Genomic DNA, 23605 nt, shown 5'->3' with positions numbered 1-23605 from the left:
CGAAGACGAAGGCGAGAAAACACGCGGCACGATGCTGGGCCAGAAAGTGACACCACTCGACCGCGTCGGCCTCTATGTTCCCGGCGGCAAGGCGTCTTACCCTTCGTCGGTGCTGATGAACGCGATTCCGGCGCGTGTCGCCGGGGTCAGGGAACTGATCATGGTCGTGCCGACGCCAGCCGGCGAGCACAACCCGCTGGTTCTCGCCGCCGCCGCGTTGGCCGGCGTCGATCGCCTATTCACCATCGGCGGTGCGCAGGCGATCGCTGCGCTTGCCTACGGCACACAGACCATTCCGCAGGTGGACAAGATCGTCGGCCCCGGCAATGCCTACGTCGCCGCCGCCAAGCGCCGTGTCTATGGCGTCGTCGGCATTGACATGGTCGCCGGTCCGTCGGAGATCCTCGTCATTTGCGACGGGCAGACGAACCCCGACTGGGTGGCCATGGATCTTTTCTCGCAGGCCGAACACGATGAACTCGCACAGTCGATCCTGATCTGTCCGGAGGCGGGCTATATCGAACGCGTCGCCGCTGCGCTTGACGACTTGCTGCCGACGATGCCACGTCAACGGGTCATTCGGGCAGCGCTTGAAAATCGCGGCGCGCTGATCCAGGTGCGCGATCTCGACGAAGCCTGCCACATCGCCAACCGCATCGCCCCCGAACACCTCGAACTGTCGATGGCCGATGCCGAAGCCTGGGTGGACAAGATTCGGCACGCCGGCGCGATCTTCATCGGCCCTTACACCTCGGAGGCGCTCGGCGACTACTGCGCCGGCCCCAACCACGTCCTGCCGACGTCCGGGAGCGCCCGCTTCTCTTCGCCGCTGGGAGTCTACGACTTTCAGAAACGGACCAGTCTGATCCGGGTATCGCAGGCCGGTTCGCAGACCCTCGGACGCATCGCGGCAACCCTGGCATATGGCGAGGGCCTGCCGGCGCACGCGCGATCCGCCGAGTATCGGGTCGAAAGTTGAGCCAACCGGGATATCCAGTCAGGCAGCGCATGCCTTCTGTTCCCGGTTCTCTATCGCCTCCGAGCGCCTGAGCGTAAGCCGGAAACCCTCCTGCGGGCGAATCATCTCTGCCGTGTCGTCAATGAAGAGGTCGCCGAGCAGGAAATTGACCTTGGCGAGCATGAAGGGAGAGAGCGCTTCACAGTGTTCGAGAATCAACTCCTCGCCACCTTTCATGGCCTGTGCCAGTGGACCGTAATGAAAAAGCAGATGTTCCCCGCTCCAGTATTGGTTACCGATCAATTCGTCGAGATCGGTTCGCTCGGTACAGATGTGCATCATCAGATTTCTCCGCAAAGTGAAGCTCTTGCATTGATTAACGGTCTGCTATCGATTCAGGTTGAGTGATTTTTGTCGTTCTGTTGTAAGCAAACAGCGATCTGGGTTTGCGCCCCTGCCGGAATCGGCGGGAGCACCCCGGCAGGAAGCCTCCGCACGCCTTGAGGCACGGATCAAATGGACAATTTGGACTTCTGCACGCGGCATTTCCGGGTGAGCGCATCAGTCTTCCCCCTCCCCGTCATTGACCCCATACTCTTGGTCGAGATGGTTCATGTAGCGGGCGTACCACCAGATGATCAGCACGTAGATCACCGGCGCTCCCTGGGCACCCATGTAGAAACCGAGCGGCAGACCCAGCAGGGAGATATCCGCCAGGTCGCGTGCGAAGTAACTGGTGACAAAGGTCACGACAAACCAGATGGCCAGCAGCAAGGCCGTCATTCTGAGGTTGCGCCGCCAGTAGTCCTGCTGCTTTCGCCCGCGTTGCACGTATCGCTCCGTGGTTACGGAAGACTGCCCCGGACCCCGGCGAACGCGAGGCGGCTTGCCCCTGGAGCAGCGCTCAACAACGGTCAAATTCCGGGTAACGGACACTTTCGACAAAATCCTGGGTTTCCTGGCTGGGTGGCCGGCCGAACAGGCTGACCACGATGATCGTCAGAAAGCCGACAGCAACGCCCCATACGCCGGCCGCAGTTGACTGAATCCCCAGCCAGGGTTCCATGCCGATACCGTGGATTCCCAACCACGGAATGGCATCGAAATGGACGCGCACCATGTAATAAATGGTTACCAGCAGGCCAACCACCATACCACTGACCGCGCCTGCCGATGTCGCCCGCTTCCAGAAGATGCCGAGAATCAATGCCGGGAAAAAAGCTGATCCGGCCAGCGAGAACGCCCAGGCGACCATGAACAGGATGGTCGCCGGTTTCTGTGAGGCGACGCTGGCCGCCAGGACTGCAACCACCAGCAACAGTGACTTGGAAACCACCAGTCGCCATTGTGTGCTCGCCTGAGGGCGAAAAACCTTGTAATAGACGTCGTGCGCCAGCGCACTGGCAATCGTCAGCAGCAACCCGTCTGCGGTGGACAGCGCAGCAGCGAGCGCACCGGCGGCCACCAGACCGGAAATGACGTACGGCAGGCCGGCAATTTCCGGGGTTGCCAGCAGAATCACGTCGGGGTTGAGTGACAACTCGGCGAGTTGCAGGATGCCATCGCCGTTGATGTCTTCGATTGAAACCATGCCGATCTTGCCCCATGAATTGACCCACCCCGGCAGTTGCGCCATCGACGAGCCAATCAGATTCGTGTAAATCTCATACTTGGCAAAAGCTGCGTAGGCGGGGGCCGTCAGATACAGGGCCAGGATGAACAACAGCGACCAGAATACCGAGTTGCGCGCTTCGCGTACGCTGGGTGTCGTGTAGTAACGCATCAGCACATGCGGCAGGGCCGCCGTGCCGACCATCAGGCAGAACACCAGACTCAGGAAATTCAAGCGCGCGCCGTCGTTCACCGCCTCGCCCTTCCCGGGATACGGAGTCAGATGGTGATCGGGGGCTGTGCCGCGCTGCGCTGCCTGATGCATCAGGCTCTCCCAATAACTGCGCGCCTCATCGCTGCTCTTGGGCAACTCCCGGCGCTGCCGCTCGAGAGTCGCCACCTCGCGCATTTGCGCGTTGCTGCCTTTCAGATCGTCGATGCGCAGGCTCAGGCTGTGCCGCTCTTCCTCCAGTGAGTCCGGCAGCGCCAGGATGCGGTCGCGGTAGCCATCGGCACGTTCTCTGAAGCGGTCGCGGGCGTCGAGTTCGGCCGGGTCATCGAAGATCCTTTCCTCGAGAGCCTGCACTTTCTGCAGCACCTGGCCGTAGGTCAACTGCGGCACCGGAATGCCGCTGACCTGGTACGAAAGAATGGTCACCGGCACCAGATAGGCGACAATCAGGATGGCGTATTGGGCCACCTGCGTCCAGGTGACCGCGCGCATGCCACCCAGAAAGGAACAGACCAGGATGCCGGCCAGACCGACAAATACTCCGACCTCGAACTGCAGGCCAACAAAGCGGCTGGTAATCAACCCGACGCCATAGATCTGCGCAACCACATAAACGAAGGACGCCAGGACGGTCGCAAAAACACCGGCCAGCCTCGCCAGATTGCCACCATAACGTGCGGCAAGGAAGTCCGGGATCGTATATTGGCCAAAGCGTCGCAGGTAAGGCGCCAGCAGCAGGGCCACCAGAACGTAGCCGCCGGTCCAGCCCATCACGTAGGCCAGGCCCTGATACCCCGACAGGTAGAGCGTGCCGGCCAGCCCCATGAACGAGGCCGCACTCATCCAGTCGGAGCCGGTGGCCATGCCATTGAATACCGCCGGCACACGCCGGCCGGCAACGTAATACTCGGAAACGCTGGCGGTTCTCGCCAGCACGCCAATCGTCGCGTACAGGAAGATGGTCAGAAAAAGAAAGGAATAACCGATCCAGCGCGGTGGCATGCCATGCTGCTCAAGCACCGCCAGCGTCCCGATGAAAATGAAGAAACCGACCGTGTAGTAAGCGTAATAGCGACGCAACGGGACGGGGTAATCGACCATCGTTCGGTGCTCGCCTAGCCGCTCTGGTGCAAGTGGCGACGCGCCTTCTCAAGCTCGATCAGGCTGGCTGGTGTCATGAAGCCTTTGTGCGCGCCGCTGGCAATCGTGATCTGCAACAACTGGGCCGTGGCATAAGCATCCGAAACGGCGTGGTGACGGCGGATGCTGGCAATTGAGAAGTGGTCCAGCCAGGCATCAAGACCTCCCCCAGCATGCTCGACATCGCGAAAAAGATCGGGCATCACCCATGCAAGATCGATCCACGCCAGTCCCCAGTCGATACCGAGGCATTCTGTCAGTGTACGTTCGATCATCGCGGCAACAAACGGCACGTTGTATGCAATCAGTGGCGCCTTGCCGACAAAGTGCAGGAAGGAGATCAACGCGTCGACCAACGGATGGCCGGCCACCGGCTCCGAATGCGGGCGCACCGACAGGCCGGGCGCAGGATCGGCACCCGGCTCGGCAGGTTCGGCGAGCAGATGGAAGGCATCCTTGAAGTCGATCTGCCCGTCGACCACCGCCAAAGCACCGATTGCGCAGAGGCGATCAGTTCTGACGTTGATGCCCGTCGTTTCGACGTCGACCACCACGTAGCGACAACGATAGTGCGAGCGCTGCAGATCCGGCACAGGCAGTTGGCGCCAAGCGGCGATCAACTGCTGTTGACCGGCGGTCAATGCCGGGTTAGGCGTTTCCTGGCCACTGAACAATCTGGAAAACCAGGCCATGGTCAGAGCTGATAATCGAGTTTCAGGCGTGCCTGCAGCTTGCGCGCCTGTCGAAAAGCTTCTTTGAGGATTCGCCGTTCAATTTCGTTGAGTTCATCGGGTCTGATGAAATTGTCGCCGGCGCGTCCATGTTCCTGCTCGAAATGCTGGTGCCGCAAGCGCAGCAACTGGATGAAATTGAACCCTTCGAGGCTTGCAGCCACATCCTCCTGAGAAATGTTCATCAGGGCGCCGGCGCGTTTGATACGCGTCGCCGTGTTCGTCGCCTCGACCTGACGGGCCAGTGCAAAAACCCGCGCTGCATCGGTGAACAGGCGGACGCCGTACTTTTTGAGGTCGATGGTTCCCGAATGCTCGGGATCGTCGCTGGTCACAAAGTCACGTATCCTGCCCAGCGGTGGCGACACGCTGAGTGCATTCTGTGCCAGCATGCGCAGGAACAGCGGATTGCCGTTGGTCTGCCGGAACAGTGACAGACGCATCCGGTGCGCCAGATTGAAGCGCCCGTAGAGCGGTCGAAAATCGAAGAAAATCGTGGCGTTGAGCAAAGCCTGCGGTTCCGGTGTGCGTACCCACTGGGCGAATCTTTCCTCCCACTCCTCAAGCGTCAGGCACAGGCCGGGGTTGCTTGCCATGATGTTGCCCTTGCACAGCGGGAAACCGCAGGTGTCGAGGTCAGCATTGACGTCGCGAGCGAAATCGAGAAAACGCAACTGTGTCAGCTCGCGATCCATGATGTCGGTACAGATATAGACGATGCCGTTATCCTGATCGGAAATGAAGGTCTGTTCGTCACGCCCCTCCGATCCGAACGACAGCCACGCCCAGTCGATACCGTAGAGGTCATGCCGATCGAGATTGATTTCGATGATGCGGCGAGTCACGGTATCGTTGAGGGTCGAGATGAACTGCGTGATCTCCTGCCCGCCAACCCCTTCGGCAAGCATTGTCAGCGACAATTGGCGGATATCCTCACGGGCATGCTGCAGCACATCGAGACTGCTCGCCGCGTCGATCGCGTGCCGGATCTGCCGCAGACCGGCACCCTGCAGCTTGAATAGATCCCGCTCCGAAACCACGCCTTTGAGTCGTCCGCCTTCGTCCACCGCAAGCACATGCCGGATGCCGTGCATGGCCATGGCCAATGCCGCATCATGGGCGTTGGCCGCCAGCGGCAAGGTCTGCGGGGTGGCCGACATGACGGAGGAGATCGGCTGCTCCAGCGAGGTACCCGGCAAGACAATCCGCTTCAGCACATCGGAAAGCGTAAAGATGCCCACCGGTTGTTCATCGGCATCAACGACCACCATCGAGCCCAGGTGGCGATCGGCCATCAAGGCAACAACCTGGCGAATCGACGTTTCCGGCGCCACCGAGACCGGTTCCCGCTTGACAATCACCGCAAGCGGCGAATTCATGGTCTTCTGCTCGGCGGCGCGTTGGGCAAACTGCAGTTGCAACTGCTGCTGCGACTGCCTGAGCAGGCCGGCGATGTACTGGCTGCAGAAGAGGTTGAAAACCGTACTCTTCTGGGTCAGGGTAAAGAAGTCGTCGGCTGGCAATTCGTAGCAGAAAACCTCTTCGCGTGCCACGTAGGAACTCGAAGTGGGTCGCTGCGCCATCAGCGCCGCAATCGCGAAGGCCTGCCCCGGACCGAGCGTGTTCGGCGCAGACTCGACGTTGCTACTACTGGCCACGCCACTGGCCCGCACTTGCACCCTGCCATGCTGCAGAATGTAGAGGGTGCGCGCAACCCCCATCTCGCTCGAAAGAATCTGCGCACCCTTGGGGTAATGGGCCAGCCGCACATGTTCTGCGAGAAAGCGAAGCGCCTCCGCCTCCATTCGATCAAAGGGCGGGTGGGCCTGCAGGAACTGGATGCAGGCCGCAACCAGCATCTCCGTTGCACTGTTGCTCATACCTGCTCCTCGATCGCCAGAATTTGACAGGCCGGCACCTCCTGGCGCCGGCCTGGAAGCCTGCTTTACGACCGGGCGCTCAAGCGCGGCGCCAGGTACCTTGGTCTGCCTCGATCAACCGCGGAGTTGCTCCAGAATCGCCGGGTTCTCGAGCGTCGAGACATCCTGCGCGGTTGTTTCGCCTCTGGCGAGAGAGCGCAGCAGACGACGCATGATCTTGCCCGAACGCGTTTTTGGCAGGTTCTCGCCGAAGCGCAGATCCTTTGGCTTGGCAATCGGACCAATCTCGCGGCCAACATGGTCCTGCAACTCCTTGACCATCCTCTTCGCCGCTTCGCCGGTTGGCCGCGCACCCTTCAGCACCACAAAGGCACAGATTGCTTCGCCGGTCAGATCATCCGGGCGACCGACCACAGCCGCTTCCGCCACCATCGGGTGTGAAACCAGTGCAGACTCGATCTCCATGGTCCCCATGCGATGACCGGAAACGTTCAGCACATCGTCGATACGACCGGTGATCGTGAAATAACCCGTGTTGATATCGCGGATCGAACCGTCGCCAGCAAGGTAGAGCTTGCCGGCGAAATCATCGGGGTAATACGATTTCTTGAAACGCTCAGGATCACCCCAGATATTGCGAATCATCGCCGGCCAGGGCTTTTTCACGACCAGCAGCCCCCCCTTGCCCCAGTCGAGTTCGGTCCCGGTTTCGTCGACAACGGCCGCATCGATCCCCGGGAAGGGCAAGGTGCAGGAACCCGGCACCAACGGGGTCGCACCCGGCAGCGGCGTAATCATGTGGCCACCGGTCTCGGTCTGCCAGAAGGTGTCAACAATCGGGCAACGGGCACCGCCAACGCTGTCGTAGTACCACTGCCAGGCCGCCGGGTTGATCGGTTCGCCAACGGTACCGAGCAGGCGAAGCGACGACAGGTCGTACTGGGTCGGCGCAACTGACGGATTGGTATCGGCCGCCTTGATCAGCGAGCGGATGGCGGTCGGTGCGGTGTAGAAGATGTTGACTTTGTGGTCCTGGATCATCTTCCAGAAACGGCCGGCATCCGGATAGGTCGGGATGCCTTCGAAGACCATCTCGGTGCCGCCGCAGGCCAGGGGGCCGTAGGTAATATAGGTGTGACCGGTCACCCAGCCGATATCCGCAGTGCACCAGAAAAGATCGTTCGGCTTCAGGTCGAAGGTCCACTTCATGGTCAGAATGGCATGCAGCAGGTACCCGCCTGTCGAGTGCTGCACCCCCTTCGGCTTGCCGGTCGAACCCGAGGTATAAAGGAGGAACAAGGGGTGCTCGGCACCGACCCACTCCGGCTCGCAAACGTCGGACTGTCCAGCGATGACGTCGTGCCACCAGATGTCTCGGCCGGCAACCATATGGCAGGCGCCGCCAGTGCGCTGAAAGACGATCACATCCTTGACCGACTCGCACCCACCCAGCGCAATGCCCTCGTCGACGGCCGGCTTGAGCGGGATCTTCTTGCCACCGCGGCATTGCTCGTCGGCGGTAATCACTGCTACGGCACCGGCGTCGTTGATCCGGTCACGTACCGACTGTGCCGAAAAACCACCGAAAACGACCGAGTGAATGGCGCCGATGCGCGCACAGGCCTGCATCGCAACGATGCCCTCAACGCCCATCGACATGTAGATCAGCACCCGGTCGCCCTTCTTGATGCCTCGTGCGCGAAGCCCATTGGCGAACTGGCTGACTCGCGACAGCAGTTCATGGTAGGTCACCCGTTTGACTTCGCCGTCATCGGCTTCGAAAACGATCGCCACCTTGTCGCCGAGACCGGCTTCGATATTGCGATCGAGGCAGTTGTACGAAACATTCAGTGTGCCATCGGCAAACCACTTGAAGAAGGGCGCATTGGAATCGTCAAGCACCTGCGTAAACGGCGTTCTCCAGGACACATGCTCACGGGCCAGACGGCCCCAGTAACCGGTGTAATCGTTTGCTGCCTCGGCGCACAGCGCCCGGTAGGCGTCCATGCCCGAAATCGTGGCCTGCTTGACAAATTCAGCAGAGGGCTCAAAAAAATTTACGGCCTCGTTCAATGACATGTCCGGTCTCCTGTTTAGGTATTGGTAGAGAATTCAAGAAAGCGATGCTGCAAGTAACGAAAAACTCGTTGTTCGCGCCCCCTGCCCAGCGAAAGGCAGATCTATAAGCGGCTGGTCCTGCCTCTTGTCACGCCAAGTGGGCCAGATTAGACGCCGCCAATCTTACATACCACTTACGGCATGCCGCAACACAACGGAAACAGGCCTTGATGCTAGAATCTCGCTTCCCACCTCTTCCACCGCTAAGCAAATGGCCTCCCTGAAACCCGCTGTTGATAAACTCGAGATGTTCATCTTCTGGAGCCGCTGGCTGCAGGCACCGCTCTATCTGGGGCTGATCATTGCTCAGGGCGCGTATGTCTATCTGTTCATGATCGAGTTGTCACACCTGATTCACAACCTCTTTTTCAGCAGCACGAGGATCAGCGAGACCGAGGTGATGCTCGTCGTCCTCGGCCTGATCGACGTGGTGATGATCGCCAACCTGCTGATCATGGTGATCATCGGCGGCTACGAAACCTTCGTCTCCCGACTCGACCTCGAAGGCCACCCCGACCAGCCGGAATGGCTCTCGCACGTCAATGCCGGGGTGCTCAAGATCAAACTGTCGACGGCGATCATCGGCATCTCGTCGATCCATCTGCTGAAGACCTTCATCAATGCAGCGAATTTGAGCGAGCATACGATCATGTGGCAAGTCATGATCCACGCCCTTTTTCTGTGCTCGGCGCTAGCCATGGCCTGGGTCGACCGCCTCATGACCCAGACCATCCTGCTCGGAAAGTCACCGCACACCGCACGGCACTGAACAGAGACCCGCCGCGGGGAGGGGCCCCGCGAGCCACCCACGAGAGAGAACCTGAAATGACCACGATCAAGCAGGAAGATTTCATCCAGAGCGTAGCCGACGCATTCCAGTACATCAGTTACTACCATCCGCTTGACTACATCAAGGCGCTCGGCGCCGCTTACGAGCGCGAGCAGAGCCCGGCCGCCAGGGATGCGATCGCCCAGATCCTCACCAACAGTCGCATGTGTGCCGAGGGCCACCGCCCGATCTGCCAGGACACGGGGATCGCGGTGATCTTCCTCAAGGTCGGCATGGACGTCAAATGGGAAGCCACCCTGTCGGTCCAGGAAATGTGCGACGAGGGCGTGCGCCGCGCCTACAACAACCCGGATAACAAGCTGCGGGCCTCGGTGCTGCTCGACCCGGCCGGCGCACGCAAGAACTCGCGCGACAATACGCCTGCAGTCGTGCATTATGAAATCGTTCCCGGACATCATCTCGAAGTCATCTGCGCTGCCAAGGGCGGTGGTTCGGAAAACAAGTCCAAGTTCTACGCGCTCAACCCCTCGGACTCGATCGTCGATTGGGTTCTCAAGACCGTACCGACGATGGGTGCCGGCTGGTGTCCACCGGGAATCCTGGGCATCGGCATTGGCGGCACACCCGAGAAGGCCATGCTGCTGGCCAAGGAATCGCTGATGGCGCCGGTCGACATGCACGAGTTGATCGCCCGTGGCGCGAGCAATCGCGTCGAGGAACTGCGCCTGGAGCTTTACGAAAAAGTCAATGCGCTGGGAATCGGCGCGCAGGGCCTCGGCGGACTGACCACCGTCCTCGACGTCAAGATCCTCGACTACCCGACACATGCGGCCAGCCTGCCGGTGGCGATGATTCCCAACTGTGCCGCGACGCGGCACGCGCACTTCCATCTCGACGGTTCCGGGCCAGCCATTCTGATACCCCCGGACCTCAGCGAATGGCCCGAAGTCAACTGGACGCCCAATACCGAGACCTCGACGCAGGTCAACCTCGACACCCTGACACCGGCCGAGGTTGCCTCCTGGAAGCCCGGTCAAACGCTGCTCCTCAACGGCAAGATGCTGACCGGTCGCGACGCCGCCCACAAACGCATTCAGGACATGTTGGCCAAAGGCGAAAAGCTGCCGGTTGACTTTACCAACCGCGTCATTTATTACGTTGGTCCGGTTGATCCGGTTCGCGACGAGGTCGTTGGCCCGGCCGGCCCAACGACCGCCACGCGGATGGACAAATTCACCGAGATGATGCTCGCCCAGACCGGGCTGATCTCGATGGTCGGCAAAGCAGAGCGTGGCCCGACCGCGATCGAAGCGATCCGGAAACACCAGTCGGCGTATCTGATGGCCGTCGGTGGGGCAGCGTACCTGGTCGCAAAAGCGATCAAGACCGCCAGGGTGGTCGGTTTTGCCGATCTCGGCATGGAAGCAATTTACGAGTTCGAAGTCAGGAACATGCCGGTGACTGTCGCAGTGGATTCAACCGGAACATCGGTACACCATACGGGTCCGAAGGAATGGCAGGCCAGGATCGGCAAGATCCCGGTTGCCGTTGCCTGAATTTCCGGGAGATCACCGGGTCACAGGCAGGGAGCTGGTTCCGGACCGGCTTTACGGGGGAAAAAAGCATGGCGATAGAGCGGCCGATCGAGCGACATGGAACGACCCAACGGTATTCAGACATTTGTGCCCACGGGAATACCATCTATCTTGTTGAAACGCCGCAAACGCTTGACAGCAACGTCGCCACGCAAACACGCGAGGTGCTGGCCGGCGTCGAAAAACTTCTCGAACAGGTGGGAAGCGACAAGACACGCCTGCTGATGGTCACCATTTACCTGCGCGACATCGACGATTTGATCGCCGTCAACGCCGTCTGGGACCGCTGGGTTCCGCGCGGAACCGCACCGGCGAGGGTCTGTGTCGAAGCCAAGCTGGCCCATCACGATTTCCTCATTGAAGTTGCCGTCGTTGCCGCCCGCTAGCCGCCTGGCGAATCGGCTCGCCGGCAGCAGCCGGGCGTGCAGCATGCCAGTCAGCGCGCCGGGGCTGCCTGACGCCCCCCGCGCAAGTCCCGGCCTGACCCGATGATCGGCATTTTCGACAGCGGCATCGGTGGACTCTCGGTGTTGGCCGCCATCGCGCGTGCGCTGCCGCGCGCCGACCTGGTTTATCTCGCCGATACGGCTCATCTTCCCTATGGTGACAAGGACGACGCCTACATCCGCAGGCGTGTGCTGACGATCGGCAATCATCTGGTCGAGCAGGGCTGCGGGGTCATCGTCGTCGCCTGCAACACCGCCACCGCGGCCGCGGTCGCAGCCTTTCGCGAGCACTTTCCGAAGCTTCCCGTGGTCGGCGTCGAGCCCGGCGTCAAACCGGCCGCGGCCATGTCGCGCAGTGGTCGAATCGCTGTCCTGGCGACCCTGTCGACGGCGCGTAGCGAGCGCCTGGCACAGTTGATCCGGCAACACGCGGGTAGCGTCCAGGTCGAGGTCGAGGCCTGTCCCGGCTGGGCCACCCGCGTCGAAACCCTGTTCCTCGACGACCCGGATTTCGTCGAGGACGCGCGTCGTCATCTGGCGCCCTTGCTCGCTGCCGGCGTCGATCAGATCGTTCTTGGCTGTACCCATTACGCTTTCCTCAGCCCGGTGCTGGAACCGATCGTTGCCCACCAGGCAACGCTGGTCGACGTCGCCGACGCCGTTGCCCGCCAGTGCGTTCGCCTGGCCGGTACCGACGCACTCGGGTGCGGCCGACTGACGCTGCTGGCCACCGCGCAGCCCGAGAAACTGCAGGCTGCCCTGCCCGTTCTCGGTCTGCGCTGGCTCGACGACCGCCTGCACAGCGCCGCCCGCCTGGTCGTCGCCTGACGTTCACCATACATGGCCAAGGACACCCTCAACAAAGCAAGCATCAGCGAGTACGCGTCCTGGATCATTGCCTTGCTGGCCATGCTGCTGGTCATCGAGGTGCACCTGTTGCCGGCACTGATTGCCGGCTTGCTGGTGTATGAGCTGGTGCATGTGCTGGCACCGTTCTTTGCCCGCCATCTCTCGAGCACGCGCGCCAAGGCCATGGCCGTTGGTCTGGTCGTGTTGTGGGTCCTCGGCGCGGTCACTGCGGCAACGCTCGGGCTGATGGTCTTCATGAACAGCGAGGGCGGCAGTTTCGCTGCCCTGCTCGCGAAAATGGCCGAGATCGTCGAGACTTCCCGCTCGACACTGCCGAACTGGCTCGCCGACCTGCTGCCGCGAGGCGGCGAGGCCATTCGCGAACGAGCCGGCCACTGGCTACGCGAACATTCGGCCGAACTGCAGATGATCGGCAAGGAAACCGGCCGCCTGCTCGCACACCTGCTGATCGGCATGGTCATCGGCGGCATGGTGTCCTTATCCGAGGCGGACACCGGCGAAAGCATGGGGCCGCTGGCACGCGCGCTGGCGGAGCGGGTTTTTCGCCTCGGCGAGGCCTTCCGCCGGATTGTCTTCGCGCAGGTCCGGATCTCGGCGCTCAACACCGCCTTCACCACGCTCTACCTCGTCGTTGTGCTACCGCTCTTTGGCGTGCACCTGCCGCTCACCAAGACCATGATCGTCGTCACCTTCATCGCCGGCCTGCTGCCGGTCGTCGGCAACCTGATCTCCAATACCGTGATCTTCGTCGTCAGCCTGGCACACTCGCCCGGCGTGGCGATCTCGTCACTGGCCTTCCTGGTATTCGTCCACAAGCTCGAGTATTTTCTCAACGCGCGTATCGTCGGTGCCCAGATCCGGGCCAAGGCCTGGGAACTGCTGACCGCGATGCTGATCATGGAGAGCAGCTTCGGCCTCGCCGGTCTGGTGGCCGCGCCGATCTGCTACGCCTGGCTCAAGGACGAACTGTCGAGTCGGGAACTGATCTGAGACGCCAGGCGAGGTGCTGGCCAGCACGGCAAGGACTTTGCCATCTGCATCGCGGAAGTACGTACATGTCGCTGCGCAGGAAATCGGCAACGGGCCAGTCCTCTCAGAAATACCGCCACCAGACATAAACGTTGCAGATCGCGACATGGATCAGCATCAGCGGAAAGGCGATCCTGGTGTAGGCCATGAAGCGGAACGGAATGCCGTTGCGCTCGGCGATGCCGGCGACGGTCAGGTTGGCGCTGGCGCCGATCAGCGTGCCGTTGCCACCGAGACAGGCCCCCAGCGAAAGGCACCACCAGAGCGGCATCAGCGCGTCCGCGCCGCCGAATGCAGGCGCCATCGACTTGATCAGGGGAATCATGGTGGCCACGAAGGGGATATTGTCGACAATCGCCGACAGGAACGCCGATGACCAGAGGATACTGTAACCCGTGACCTTGAAATCGCCGCCGGTGGCGGCGAGCAACTGGTCGGCGAGCAGGCGCAGCAGACCGGCATGCTCGACACCGGCAATCACGATGAACAGCCCGACGAAGAAAAAGATCGTGATCCACTCGATCTCGTTGTACACCTTGACGACATTCTCCGACTGGTGCTCGGCCGGCTTGCCGAGGTTGTCGAGCATCAATAGCAGCGCCGCCCCCGCCATGCCGATGGTGCCCGATTCGAGCCCCAGCGACCGGGCCATGACAAAGGCCACGATCACCAGGGCCAGCACCAGCGAGGCTCGTTTCAGCAGCCGCGCATCGGTGATCGCCTCGCTTTCGTCGAAGGCCATGACTCGCGCGCGCAGTTCGGCCGTTGATGCCATGCCGCGCCCCCAGATGAGATGAATCGAGATGACATGCACGATCAGGATCACGGCGATCACCGGCGCAAGGTTGATCACGAAGTCGTTGAACGACAAACCGACCTGGCCGCCGATCAGGATGTTCGGTGGATCGCCGATCAGCGTCGCCGTACCCCCGATGTTCGACGCCAGGATCTGCGAGAACAGGAAAGGGTAGGGATTGACTTTCAGCGCTTCGGTGATGACCAGCGTCACCGGAACGACGAGGAGCACGGTGGTGACGTTGTCGAGCAGCGCGGAAACGACGGCGGTGACCACGGCCAGCATGGCGAGAATGCCGGACGGATTGGCTTTCACCAGTTTCGCCGACCAGATCGCCAGATACTCGAAAACCCCCGACTTGCGGGTAATCGAGACGATGACCATCATCCCGACGAGCAGGCCGATGGTGTTGAAATCGACGCCGGCGACCGCCTGCTCCTGCGTCAGCAGGCCGAACATGACCATCAGCATGGCCCCGAGCAGCGCGATGATCGAGCGGTTCAGCCGCTCGCTGATGATCACGCCATAGGTGACGATCATCACCACGGTCGCCAGCCACAGGGGATTGAGGCCCAACAGGACCCCGGAAGCAGCAGCATGCATTACTTGACCCTCCCGATGCGGGCGAGAACATCCCAGACCGAAACGATGCCGAGCAGTTTCCCGTTCTCGACGACGGGCAGGACGTTGCGCTGCCGGTAGAGGAAAAGCAGGGCATTCATCAGCGGGGTGTCCGGGGAAAGCACCGGCACCTCCCGGTCAAGGTGCTTGCTGACCGGGTCATTGGCGGCGGCCGCCATTCGTTCCTGCAGGTCGGCCAGCGAGTCCCGGATGAAGCCGACCTGCAGGAGGCGGGCCAAAGGTTGCTGATCGGTATCGCGCGACAGAACCCGCGGCATGGCCAGTGCGACCAGCCGGCTGCGGGGCAGCATGCCGACGTAGCGGCCATCCGTATCAACCACCGGCAGCGCCGGCAAGCGCTCCCGGACCATCGTCTGCAGGGCAACCGATACCGAGTCGGCCGGCTTGAGCACGGCCGGTGGATCCGACATGATCGACCGGCACAAGGATTCTTGATCGTGTTTCATGAAGCTCCTCTGGAGTCACCGCGAAGGCCGCGAACGCTCTTCGGAGCATTCCGGAGAAGCGGAAAATTCGACGGCTGGCCGGAGTATGCCGAATCGTGCGAGCCGCTGTCAATCGCCAACCTGCCGCCGACAAGTCCCTGTTTTTTCTGACGTGACGGGCCTGCGGCGGGATTTTGGCAGTTTCCCGGGAGACGGCGGGAAGCCTCCCGTTTTGTCCATGAAAAGCGATGAAACATGACTTTTACATGATCCGCGGAGCCTGCCCTCCAGCTTCAACCCCGTTGCGACCGCAAGACTTCTGAGGATTTTTCGGAAGGTTGTCAGGGTTTTGCTGCACGCAGCGCGCGATCGCGGCACCTAGAAGGACATCCAGAAGGACCACCCAGGAGCGCCTGGGCGATCAAGGAAGCGCTTGTCTGATCGGCTGCGGGCCGGACACTCGCCTGGAAGGGTCTCCCGGCCACACGAGCGAATTGGTCATGGCCCCGATCCAGCGTGTCGAGGGCGGGAATCAATCGCCCGCTCGACTGCCAACCGCCGATTCACTCAAAAACGCTGACCGTCAGCGGAGCCATTTCCTTATAGAGCAGCCCGAGCGGCGGCTTGCGCGAAACGGCGATGATCCGGGTGCCCGGCGGGTAGATCAGGTGATAGGCAAGAAACATGTGCGCCTCCTCGCTGCCGAGCAGCAGTTCGCGCAAAGCGGCATAGCCGGGATGGCCCAGAACCTCGACTTCGTCGTAGTGGTGACGGTTGAGCCGTATTGAGCGCCGGTGGAACTCGATTTCGGGATGGTTTTCGCCAAGCAGTTCGTGCATCAAGCGATAGCGGATCTCCGGCAGGACGATCACCCCGACGCTGTCGGCACCCACCAGCCACTCGACGGCTCTGGCTTCTCCGACCGGGTCCGGCTCGTGGTCGCCAAACGCCTGGCACCAGCGTGGAAAGTACGCCGAGTAACGACGAATGATCTTTTCCATCACCGAATGCCGCTAGCAGCCACTGGTCGCGCGGTCGATCAGATGACTCACCACGTCGGTATCCGAGACGAAGCCCTCCAACTCGTTGTTGTCGATGACCAGCACGCTCTTGACCGAGTACTGGACCATCAAACGCGCCAGATAGCGGATCTCGAGATGCTGCGAAACCTGCAGCGCCGGCTTCTGGGCAATGTCATAGACATTGAGCAGGTCAATGTCGCCATCTTCGGCGATCACTGCCCGGGCGACATCGCGATAGGCGATCAGACCGTAGGCATCCCCCGAATGGCGTTTCTCGACCACCAGCGACTTGACGCCGCGTTCCTTCATCATCAGCAGCGCCTCCCGGACGGTAGCCAGCGGACTGATGGTGACAATTTTCTTCTTCATGATTCCGGCAACCAGCATGGCAAACACTCCTTCAGTCAATGATCGTGATCAGCAAGCGGGCAGGCCCATATCCGCAGGCGCTCACAGTTCCTCCTCGACTTCGCGCCGGAAAGCCTGCATTTGCGCCAGGCCGATGCCGACCACGCTGCCCAGCGGCAACGAAAAAGCCAATCCTCCCCCCGGCAGGTCCATCTTCATCTGCATCTTGACCGTTCTCAGAATGCGCATCGCGAGCTGCTTCTCGACCACACACAGCAGCAACGACTCCTTGCGCTCCAGACCCAGCCCGAGGAAGGTCTTGCGCTCGTTGTGCCGCAGGCCCTTGCCCTTGAGGATGGTGATGCCGGTCGCACCGGCCTCCTTGAGAATTTCGACCGCCCGGTTCTCGTCTTCATCCGGAACGATCAGCAGCACAGCAGAGAATTTCATGGACCGATCTCCTTGACAGGTTTCCTCGATCGCAGCCACCAGTTGGCCAGCATGCCATAGGACATGACGATGATCATCGGCAGCAGCGAGGCGAAAGCAATCAGGCCGAAACCGTCGATCATCGGGTCGCGACCCGGCGTTCGCTCGGCCAGCCCGACACCGAGTGCGGTCACCAGCGGCACGGTCACCGTCGAGGTGGTCACGCCACCGCAGTCATAGGCGATCGGCACGATGAAGTCGGGGGCAAATCTGGTCATCGCCAGCACCAGCAGGTAGCCGGGAATCAGCCAGTAGGCGATGTTCGTGCCGTCGATGATGCGTGCGCAGCCGATGACGATGCCGATGCCCACCCCCACCGAGACCAGAAAGCGTAGCCAGAACCCCTTGAGCTGCCCGAGGCTGACCTCATCGGCCTTGATCGACAGTGCGATCAGCGCCGGCTCGGCCATGGTCGTTGCAAAACCGATCAGGAAGCCGTAGAGGTAGACCGCCCACATCGGTACGCCGTCGCGCATCAGACCACGGGTCATCTCGTCGCCCAACGGAAAGAGACCGACCTGCAGCCCCTCGTCGAACATGAACAGGCCGACGGCCACCAGCACCATGCCGACCGCCAGGCCCCTGGGATCGGCCAGCGGACGGCGCAGGATGACGAAGCTCGAAAACAGCACGACGGCGATGATCGGCAGCAGGTTCCTGACCATGATCAGAAAATCGATCAGCATCTCGAGTGCCGCATACTGATGCTGATCGTCGCTCGGCATCATCACCACCGACGTGCCGGCCGCGGCGGGAACAAAGAACAGGATGCCGTAGAGCTGAATGATGATCATCGGCGCCAGCGCACCGAAGGCGATCAGACCAAAACCGTCGAGCAGCGGATTGCGTCCGCGGATGCTGGTCGCCAGACCCACCCCAAGCGCGGTCAGCAGCGGTGCGGTGACCGTCGAGGCGACGACGCCGCCGGAATCGAAGGCCAGGCCGACCAGTTGCGGCGGCGAGAAAATGGTCAGGACGATGACCAGAAGATAACCCGGAATCAGGTAATTGCCGATCGAGTGGCCGAGGACGATACGCCAGACGCCGACCACTACTGCAATGCCGACGCCGAGCGCCGCCACCATGCGCAGCGTCAGCGCCCCCATGCTGCCTCCCGAGACCGCCTCCGCCTTGTAGGCGACGGCCATCAGCGCCGGCTCGGCGGCCACCGAAGCAAAACTGACGAAAAAGGCAAAGAAGACCAGCCAGAGAAACGAGCCGCGCCGGGCAAAGTCGAAAGCCATCGTCTCGCCGGCCGGAAAGATCGCCGCGTCGAGCCCCTTGACGAAGAGCGCCAGGCCGAGGAGAACGACGGCAAAGCCGCCGATCAGCGCCGCCGGACTGTCGGGCATGCGCTGGATGAAAAACACCTGGAACAGGACGACCACGATCAGTGTGGGTGCCAGGTCGCGTGCTGCCTCGTGCAGGAGCTCGCGGATGACGCGAAACAGCGAGCCGAGCCCCATCCTAACTCCGGCAACCGGCACGACGAGGCGCACAAGCCGGCATGTCCGAGAGCGCCGATCGCCAAGTCATCGGTTGCGCAACATCGAGCGGATCAGTCGTTCTGGGCATGGACCCGGATGATGCCGCAAGTTCGCCGGTGCCGCAAGTCCCTGCAAAAAAAAGCAAAAAAATCACTCCGACATGGCGCGCGAGCACAGCAGCTCGCGCACCGCCGGTCGTCAACCGTCGCCGGAGGACGGCAGCGCTGCCACAAGGCCGCCACAGGCATGCCATGGCGTCCCGCGCGACCGGTTCCCGATTGACGGTGGCAGACCGGAAAGGCCATACTCCTGTCCGCATCATCAACGGTTCTCGCGCTGCAGGCGTACGGCCCCGGATCGCGGGCCTGCGGTTGTGCTGCACTTGTCGCCGACATCGACGATCGCAGCTGGCGTTGCTGCGCTGCCGGTCCCGCAGCCGGAACCACGTTCTGTCGTTCTTCACGGCAAGGCCTGTCCATGATCGACCGCTTCGCGCCCGTGGTCTACATTCTCGGCATCCTGATCGTCGGCTTCGGCGTGCTGATGCTGCTCCCGCTCGGCGTGTCGTGGGTGGCCGATGACGGCGCGCACAGTGCCTACGACGAGGCCGTCCTGATCACCATTGCCACCGGCGGCGCGCTGACCTTCGCCGTGCGCCACCGGCGACGCGAGATGCGTGTGCGCGAGAGCTTCCTGCTGGTCGCGCTGATCTGGTCGCTGCTGCCGGCTTTCGGCGCCCTGCCGCTGTACCTGCACATCCGCGAACTGTCGTGGACCGACGCCTACTTCGAAGCCGTTTCGGGATTGACGGCAACCGGCGCGACGGTTCTTTCCGGTCTCGACCACTTGCCGCTGTCGATCAATTTCTGGCGTACCTTCATGCACTGGGTCGGCGGGCTCGGCGTCGTCGTTTTGGCGGTGGCGATCCTGCCGCTGCTCGGCTTCGGTGGCCGCAGCATGCTCAAGGCGGAAACGCCAGGTCCGATGAAGGAGAACAAGATCACACCGCGCCTGACCGAAACCGCCAAGGGCCTGTGGGTGGTGTATGTGATCCTGACGGTCGCCTGCGGCTTCAGCCTGTACCACGCCGGGATGATGCCGTGGGACGCGATGATGCACGCCTTCTCGGTCATGGGCCTCGGCGGCTTCTCGACCAAGGACGCCAGCCTCGGCCATTTCAACAGCCTCGAGATCGAGCTCGTCGTCATCCTCTTCGCGCTGCTCGCCGGCATCAACTACAGCACGCACTTCCTCGCGCTGGCAAAGAGATCGCTGCGCGCGTATCGCTTCGACGTCGAAGCGCACTATTTCCTCGGTTTCCTCGCGCTCAGCAGCCTTGGGCTGACGCTTTACCTGCTGCCGGACGACATCTACGGCGATTTTCTGACCACTTTCCGCTATGTCGCCTTCCACTCGGTGTCGCTCGCCACCTCGCTCGGCTTCGCCACCACCGATTATGCGCAGTGGCCGCTGTTCGCACAGTTGTGGGTCCTCTTCCTCGGCAGCTTCGTCGCCTGCTCGGGATCGGCCGGCGGCGGCATCAAGATGATCCGCGCGGTGATTCTCTACAAACAGGTGTTCCGCGAACTGATGCGGGCGATGCACCCGCACGGCCTGCAGAGCGTGCGTTTCGGGACGGGCGTCGTATCCGACCACGTGCTGCACTCGGTCCTTGGCTTTTTCTTCATCTACGTCGTCTCGATCGTCCTGTTGACACTGCTGATGATCGCCACCCGGCTCGATGTCATCACCGCCTTCTCGGCCGTCGTCGCCTGCCTCAACAATACCGGTCCCGGCCTCAACCTCGTCGGCCCGGCGACGACCTACGCCGTGCTCAGCGATTTCCAGACCTGGATCTGCACCTGGGCGATGCTGCTCGGCCGACTCGAGATCTTCACGCTGCTGGTCCTGCTGATGCCGGCTTTCTGGCGGCCTTGAAGGCACGGCAAAGGGGCCTGGCGCCGTCGGCAGGCGGCGCCGGCATGCTCGGACACACCCCCTTGCTACCAGCGAATCTGGACCTCCTGAATCACCTGCGGTGTCGCGCGCTGGATGGTGAACCGGATACCTTCGACTTCGATCGTCTTGCCGGGCGCGGGAATCTCGCGCGCATACTCGAGCAGGAAGCCCGAGAGTGTGTCGTAGCCACCTTGGCCGGGCAGCTTCAGGCCCAGTTTTTCGTTGAGCATCGCCGGGTCGGCGCGGGCGCTGACCAGGTAGTCATGGTGGCCAAGTTTCTTCAGCCATTCGGCGGGTTTTTCCTGCCGGTCGTATTCGTCCTGGATGTCTTCGACCACGTCCTCGATGATGTCCTCGATGGTGACGATCCCCTCGGCGCCGCCAAACTCGTCCATCACCACGGCCATCGCGTCGCCGTCCTTGCGCAGTTCGACGAGCATCGCCTCGGCGCTCTTGCTGGCCGGCACGTAGCGCGTCGGGCTGATGAAGGGCTCGATCGACGCCGATTCGTCTACCCCCAGCAGATCCATGCTGTTCAGCACGCCAATCACCCGGTCGATGCGTTCATCATAGACCGGCAGACGGACGTGCGAGCACTCTACCGCCAGGCGCACCGCTTCTCCGACCGTTGCGCGCTTCTCGATGGCATTCACGTCGATCAGCGGCACCATTACCTTGTAGACTGTCGTTTCGGAAAAATTGAACATGCGCCGGATCATCGTCTTTTCGATCTGCTGGATGTCGCCCCCTTCCTGCGGCGGCATCTGTACCATGCTCTGGATCTGCTCGCGCAGGGTAAAGGGGTTATGTTCTTCTCTCGCGCCCGCGAGGCGCGAGAGAAGCTTTGAAAGGGTCACGAAGAAGATCAGGATCGGCCAGAATACGATCGAAAAGAAGCGCAGGATGTAAATCACGTAAGGCGTGATCGTATCGGCGCGCTGCTGAAAGACGCTTTTCGGGACGATCTCGCCGAACACCCAGATCAGCGGCGCAACCAGGATGACCGCCAGCCAGCTTCCCGCCTCACCGAACAGTTCGATCATCAGCGCGGTGGCGATTGTCGAATTGGCTACCACCGCGATATTGGTGCCGACCAGTGTCGTAGACAGCAACCATTCCGGCCGCTTCTCGATCATTTCAAGCGCCAGACGCGCGCCACGCGAGCCTTTGGCGGCATCGTGACGCAGTTTCATTCGGTCGGCGCTGACGACGCCGAGTTCGGAACCCGAGAAGAAGCCCTCGGCGATCAGGCAGATGACCATCAGCAGGGCCGTGATCAAGATATCAGGCACTTACAGCCCCTCCCGTTTCTCGACGTTCTGGGTCGCAGCATCGGTCGGCACGTTCGCCGGCACCACGGTGGCTTCGCTGTCCGCGGTCGACGACACCTGCGCACCGACTTCATCGCTCGCCAAGCCCTCGATCACCGCCGGCAGGCGCTCGACCAGCACTTGCGTGATGCGGTTGTGCTCGATGGCTTCGACGGTAAACCTCAGACCACAGAGGTCAATGGCAGCACCACTGACCGGCAGCTCCCCAAAGGCTTCGAGGAGTGCTCCGGAAAGGGTCTCTACCTCTTCGCTCTCGATCTTCACTGCGAACTGCTGATTGAAATCATCCAGCGCCATGCTGGTATCGATCAGACGGCGGCCATCGGCCAGTTCGCTCACCAGATGACTGCTCATCACATCGCTGTCGGAAGGACTGGCGATTTCGCCGAAGACGCACTCGAGCAGGTCTTCCATCGTTACCAGCCCGGTGACGCCCCCGTACTCGTCGACGACCAGGGCAAAGGACAGCTTGCGCTGACGAAAGGTATGGAACAGCTCGACCGCCGGCTTTGATTCGGGGAAAAAATGCGGTTGCCGCAGCAGCTTGCGGAAGCCCTGCGGATCACGTTCCAGCCGGGCGAGATCGACACCGAGCAGGTCGCGAGCGTATAGAATTCCCAGAATGGCATCGCGGCGCCCCTTGTACACCGGGTAGCGTGACTGTCGGGTCGCCTTGATCTGTGCCAGCAACTCTGCCACCGGCAAATCCGCCGACAGGAACTGGATGTCCGAACGCGGGCGCATGAGGTCGCGCAGGGTCTTGTTGCCGAAGTCGAAGATTTTCTCGATGTACTGCGCTTCCTGGCTGTCGAGGGCGCCTTCGCCGACAGCATCGTGCACCAGCGTGCGGATCATGTCTTCGGTGACCAGGTTGCCCTGCGAACGCTGCTTGCCGACGATCAGGGTGATGAAGAAATCGGCAATGTAGCGGATCACTTCGCGCAGCGGCGTGATCAGGCTAGCGACGAGGGCGATTGGCCGGCACTCGAAGTTGGCAAACGCAACGTTATTGCGTATCGCCAGCACTTTCGGCGTGATCTCGCCGAACAGCAGCAGGATCGGCACCATCACCAGCAGGTTGATCATCTCGTTCTCGGCGCCGAACAGGTGGATGACCATCGCCGCCGAGATCACCGACGCCGAGACATTGACAAACTCGTTGCCGATCAGGATGGTGACGATCAGTCGCCGCGGTTCGCTGCGCAGGCGTTCAATGAGTTCGATGCGCGGATTCTTCGCCGCGCGCATCTGGTCGAGCTGGAAAGAACTCAGCGAGAACAGAGAGGTCTCGGTGCTCGAAAAGAAGCCCGAGAATCCCAGCAGAATGACGAAGATGATCAATTCGATCCATAGTGCGGGGTCCATTTCCCAACTCCCAATATCATGATCATGAAGCATGACGGATGCTTCCCGGCAAGCGGTGTCGAAGGCGACGACTTGCCGACTGAGGCGGGTGTTGGCCCGACCCGCAAAGCGACTCATTCTGCGATGACGTGATGCAATAGTCAAATGCTATTCGCTTCGACGCTGCAACCGGAGCGCAACGCAGGTGCGGACACGAAGCGGCGACACGCGCTGTCGTGCCAGTGTCCCGTCAGTCGCCGGAACCGGTCTCGACAGCGCTTGCACTCGCTCATGCACTGGTGTATTCAGGGCGTGTCAGTAACCATCCCCCGGCAAAGCCGGGGGCTTTCATTATGTGAGCC

General features: G+C 61.6%; 21 protein-coding genes. 7 read left to right on the top strand and 14 right to left on the bottom strand.

Annotated elements, in window-relative coordinates:
- Positions 1–979: histidinol dehydrogenase (gene hisD / locus CAPSK01_RS10225; RefSeq protein WP_273703455.1), on the top strand; the 979-nt coding region annotated here is incomplete at its 5' end.
- Between the two features lie 18 nt (positions 980–997).
- Here hisD and CAPSK01_RS10220 read toward each other — a convergent pair.
- The 6 genes from CAPSK01_RS10220 to acs all read right to left on the bottom strand — a co-directional run bounded on the left by CAPSK01_RS10220 (position 998) and on the right by acs (position 8631).
- Positions 998–1300 (bottom strand): hypothetical protein, encoded by a 303-nt coding sequence (locus CAPSK01_RS10220; protein ID WP_034925926.1) that lies wholly within the window; start codon positions 1298–1300, stop codon positions 998–1000.
- Between the two features lie 219 nt (positions 1301–1519).
- Complete coding sequence (locus CAPSK01_RS10215) at positions 1520–1789, bottom strand: DUF4212 domain-containing protein (protein ID WP_034925924.1); 270 nt, start codon at positions 1787–1789, stop codon at positions 1520–1522.
- A gap of 73 nt (positions 1790–1862) precedes the next feature.
- On the bottom strand, positions 1863–3902 hold the full coding sequence (locus tag CAPSK01_RS10210) for a sodium:solute symporter family protein (RefSeq protein ID WP_034925923.1): 2040 nt from the start codon (positions 3900–3902) through the stop codon (positions 1863–1865).
- Positions 3903–3916: 14 nt separating this feature from the next.
- A complete protein-coding gene (locus CAPSK01_RS10205) occupies positions 3917–4633 on the bottom strand; it encodes a 3'-5' exonuclease (RefSeq protein ID WP_273703454.1) in 717 nt (238 codons plus the stop codon).
- 2 nt (positions 4634–4635) lie between these two features.
- Positions 4636–6552, bottom strand: a complete 1917-nt coding sequence (locus CAPSK01_RS10200) for a putative nucleotidyltransferase substrate binding domain-containing protein (RefSeq protein ID WP_034925921.1) — start codon at positions 6550–6552, stop codon at positions 4636–4638.
- A 114-nt stretch (positions 6553–6666) separates the two neighbouring features.
- Positions 6667–8631, bottom strand: a complete 1965-nt coding sequence (gene acs, locus CAPSK01_RS10195; protein WP_034925919.1) for an acetate--CoA ligase — start codon at positions 8629–8631, stop codon at positions 6667–6669.
- Between the two features lie 250 nt (positions 8632–8881).
- On the opposite strand from acs, the gene CAPSK01_RS10190 reads away from it, so the two are divergent.
- From CAPSK01_RS10190 to CAPSK01_RS10170, 5 genes are all read left to right on the top strand, one after another.
- On the top strand, positions 8882–9439 hold the full coding sequence (locus tag CAPSK01_RS10190) for a TIGR00645 family protein (protein WP_034925917.1): 558 nt from the start codon (positions 8882–8884) through the stop codon (positions 9437–9439).
- Positions 9440–9495: 56 nt separating this feature from the next.
- Positions 9496–11016 carry a fumarate hydratase gene (locus CAPSK01_RS10185; protein ID WP_034925916.1) on the top strand — a complete coding sequence of 507 codons (1521 nt, stop codon included), beginning with the start codon at positions 9496–9498 and terminating at the stop codon, positions 11014–11016.
- A gap of 68 nt (positions 11017–11084) precedes the next feature.
- Positions 11085–11441: a RidA family protein gene (locus CAPSK01_RS10180; RefSeq protein ID WP_034925914.1), complete on the top strand. Its 357-nt coding sequence runs from the start codon at positions 11085–11087 to the stop codon at positions 11439–11441.
- 102 nt (positions 11442–11543) lie between these two features.
- A complete protein-coding gene (gene murI, locus CAPSK01_RS10175; protein WP_034925912.1) occupies positions 11544–12329 on the top strand; it encodes a glutamate racemase in 786 nt (261 codons plus the stop codon).
- A gap of 12 nt (positions 12330–12341) precedes the next feature.
- Positions 12342–13361, top strand: a complete 1020-nt coding sequence (locus tag CAPSK01_RS10170) for a membrane protein (RefSeq protein ID WP_034925910.1) — start codon at positions 12342–12344, stop codon at positions 13359–13361.
- Between the two features lie 103 nt (positions 13362–13464).
- Here the strand turns inward: CAPSK01_RS10170 and CAPSK01_RS10165 are convergent, their stop codons facing one another.
- The 6 genes from CAPSK01_RS10165 to CAPSK01_RS10140 all read right to left on the bottom strand — a co-directional run bounded on the left by CAPSK01_RS10165 (position 13465) and on the right by CAPSK01_RS10140 (position 18588).
- The gene (locus CAPSK01_RS10165; RefSeq protein ID WP_034925908.1) at positions 13465–14799 is read right to left on the bottom strand and encodes an ArsB/NhaD family transporter; all 1335 of its coding nucleotides are present in this window, start codon (positions 14797–14799) and stop codon (positions 13465–13467) included.
- Positions 14799–15284 carry a CBS domain-containing protein gene (locus tag CAPSK01_RS10160; RefSeq protein WP_273703453.1) on the bottom strand — a complete coding sequence of 162 codons (486 nt, stop codon included), beginning with the start codon at positions 15282–15284 and terminating at the stop codon, positions 14799–14801. Before CAPSK01_RS10160 ends, CAPSK01_RS10165 begins: the two co-directional genes overlap by 1 nt.
- A gap of 542 nt (positions 15285–15826) precedes the next feature.
- Entirely contained in the window at positions 15827–16264 is a 438-nt protein-coding gene (locus CAPSK01_RS10155) for a hypothetical protein (protein ID WP_034925904.1), read from the bottom strand.
- A gap of 12 nt (positions 16265–16276) precedes the next feature.
- Positions 16277–16672: a CBS domain-containing protein gene (locus CAPSK01_RS10150; RefSeq protein ID WP_034925902.1), complete on the bottom strand. Its 396-nt coding sequence runs from the start codon at positions 16670–16672 to the stop codon at positions 16277–16279.
- A 63-nt stretch (positions 16673–16735) separates the two neighbouring features.
- Positions 16736–17083: a hypothetical protein gene (locus tag CAPSK01_RS10145; protein WP_034925899.1), complete on the bottom strand. Its 348-nt coding sequence runs from the start codon at positions 17081–17083 to the stop codon at positions 16736–16738.
- On the bottom strand, positions 17080–18588 hold the full coding sequence (locus tag CAPSK01_RS10140; protein ID WP_273703452.1) for a DUF1538 domain-containing protein: 1509 nt from the start codon (positions 18586–18588) through the stop codon (positions 17080–17082). The genes CAPSK01_RS10145 and CAPSK01_RS10140 overlap by 4 nt, the downstream gene beginning before the upstream one ends.
- Positions 18589–19086: 498 nt before the next feature.
- Here CAPSK01_RS10140 and CAPSK01_RS10135 point away from each other — a divergent pair, with 498 nt between their 5' ends.
- A complete protein-coding gene (locus tag CAPSK01_RS10135) occupies positions 19087–20547 on the top strand; it encodes a potassium transporter TrkG (RefSeq protein ID WP_034925897.1) in 1461 nt (486 codons plus the stop codon).
- A gap of 65 nt (positions 20548–20612) precedes the next feature.
- On the opposite strand, the gene CAPSK01_RS10130 is transcribed toward CAPSK01_RS10135, so the two are convergent.
- Positions 20613–21860 carry a hemolysin family protein gene (locus CAPSK01_RS10130; protein WP_034925895.1) on the bottom strand — a complete coding sequence of 416 codons (1248 nt, stop codon included), beginning with the start codon at positions 21858–21860 and terminating at the stop codon, positions 20613–20615.
- On the bottom strand, positions 21861–23264 hold the full coding sequence (locus tag CAPSK01_RS10125; protein ID WP_034925893.1) for a hemolysin family protein: 1404 nt from the start codon (positions 23262–23264) through the stop codon (positions 21861–21863).
- Positions 23265–23605: the final 341 nt, after the last annotated feature.

It is taken from the genome of Candidatus Accumulibacter vicinus (assembly GCF_000584955.1).
Lineage (GTDB): Bacteria > Pseudomonadota > Gammaproteobacteria > Burkholderiales > Rhodocyclaceae > Accumulibacter > Accumulibacter vicinus.
This window is presented reverse-complemented; position numbering and strand designations above follow the sequence as displayed.

What these genes read in the sequence shown, in the direction of transcription:
- CAPSK01_RS10220 (WP_034925926.1), bottom strand. Translation starts at nt 1,300, where the DNA reads ATGATGCACATCTGTACCGAGCGAACCGATCTCGACGAATTGATCGGT.
- CAPSK01_RS10210 (WP_034925923.1), bottom strand. Translation starts at nt 3,902, where the DNA reads ATGGTCGATTACCCCGTCCCGTTGCGTCGCTATTACGCTTACTACACG.
- CAPSK01_RS10205 (WP_273703454.1), bottom strand. Translation starts at nt 4,633, where the DNA reads ATGGCCTGGTTTTCCAGATTGTTCAGTGGCCAGGAAACGCCTAACCCG.
- CAPSK01_RS10200 (WP_034925921.1), bottom strand. Translation starts at nt 6,552, where the DNA reads ATGAGCAACAGTGCAACGGAGATGCTGGTTGCGGCCTGCATCCAGTTC.
- acs (WP_034925919.1), bottom strand. Translation starts at nt 8,631, where the DNA reads ATGTCATTGAACGAGGCCGTAAATTTTTTTGAGCCCTCTGCTGAATTT.
- CAPSK01_RS10190 (WP_034925917.1), top strand. Translation starts at nt 8,882, where the DNA reads ATGGCCTCCCTGAAACCCGCTGTTGATAAACTCGAGATGTTCATCTTC.
- CAPSK01_RS10185 (WP_034925916.1), top strand. Translation starts at nt 9,496, where the DNA reads ATGACCACGATCAAGCAGGAAGATTTCATCCAGAGCGTAGCCGACGCA.
- CAPSK01_RS10180 (WP_034925914.1), top strand. Translation starts at nt 11,085, where the DNA reads ATGGCGATAGAGCGGCCGATCGAGCGACATGGAACGACCCAACGGTAT.
- murI (WP_034925912.1), top strand. Translation starts at nt 11,544, where the DNA reads ATGATCGGCATTTTCGACAGCGGCATCGGTGGACTCTCGGTGTTGGCC.
- CAPSK01_RS10170 (WP_034925910.1), top strand. Translation starts at nt 12,342, where the DNA reads ATGGCCAAGGACACCCTCAACAAAGCAAGCATCAGCGAGTACGCGTCC.
- CAPSK01_RS10165 (WP_034925908.1), bottom strand. Translation starts at nt 14,799, where the DNA reads ATGCATGCTGCTGCTTCCGGGGTCCTGTTGGGCCTCAATCCCCTGTGG.
- CAPSK01_RS10160 (WP_273703453.1), bottom strand. Translation starts at nt 15,284, where the DNA reads ATGAAACACGATCAAGAATCCTTGTGCCGGTCGATCATGTCGGATCCA.
- CAPSK01_RS10155 (WP_034925904.1), bottom strand. Translation starts at nt 16,264, where the DNA reads ATGGAAAAGATCATTCGTCGTTACTCGGCGTACTTTCCACGCTGGTGC.
- CAPSK01_RS10150 (WP_034925902.1), bottom strand. Translation starts at nt 16,672, where the DNA reads ATGCTGGTTGCCGGAATCATGAAGAAGAAAATTGTCACCATCAGTCCG.
- CAPSK01_RS10145 (WP_034925899.1), bottom strand. Translation starts at nt 17,083, where the DNA reads ATGAAATTCTCTGCTGTGCTGCTGATCGTTCCGGATGAAGACGAGAAC.
- CAPSK01_RS10140 (WP_273703452.1), bottom strand. Translation starts at nt 18,588, where the DNA reads ATGGGGCTCGGCTCGCTGTTTCGCGTCATCCGCGAGCTCCTGCACGAG.
- CAPSK01_RS10135 (WP_034925897.1), top strand. Translation starts at nt 19,087, where the DNA reads ATGATCGACCGCTTCGCGCCCGTGGTCTACATTCTCGGCATCCTGATC.
- CAPSK01_RS10125 (WP_034925893.1), bottom strand. Translation starts at nt 23,264, where the DNA reads ATGGACCCCGCACTATGGATCGAATTGATCATCTTCGTCATTCTGCTG.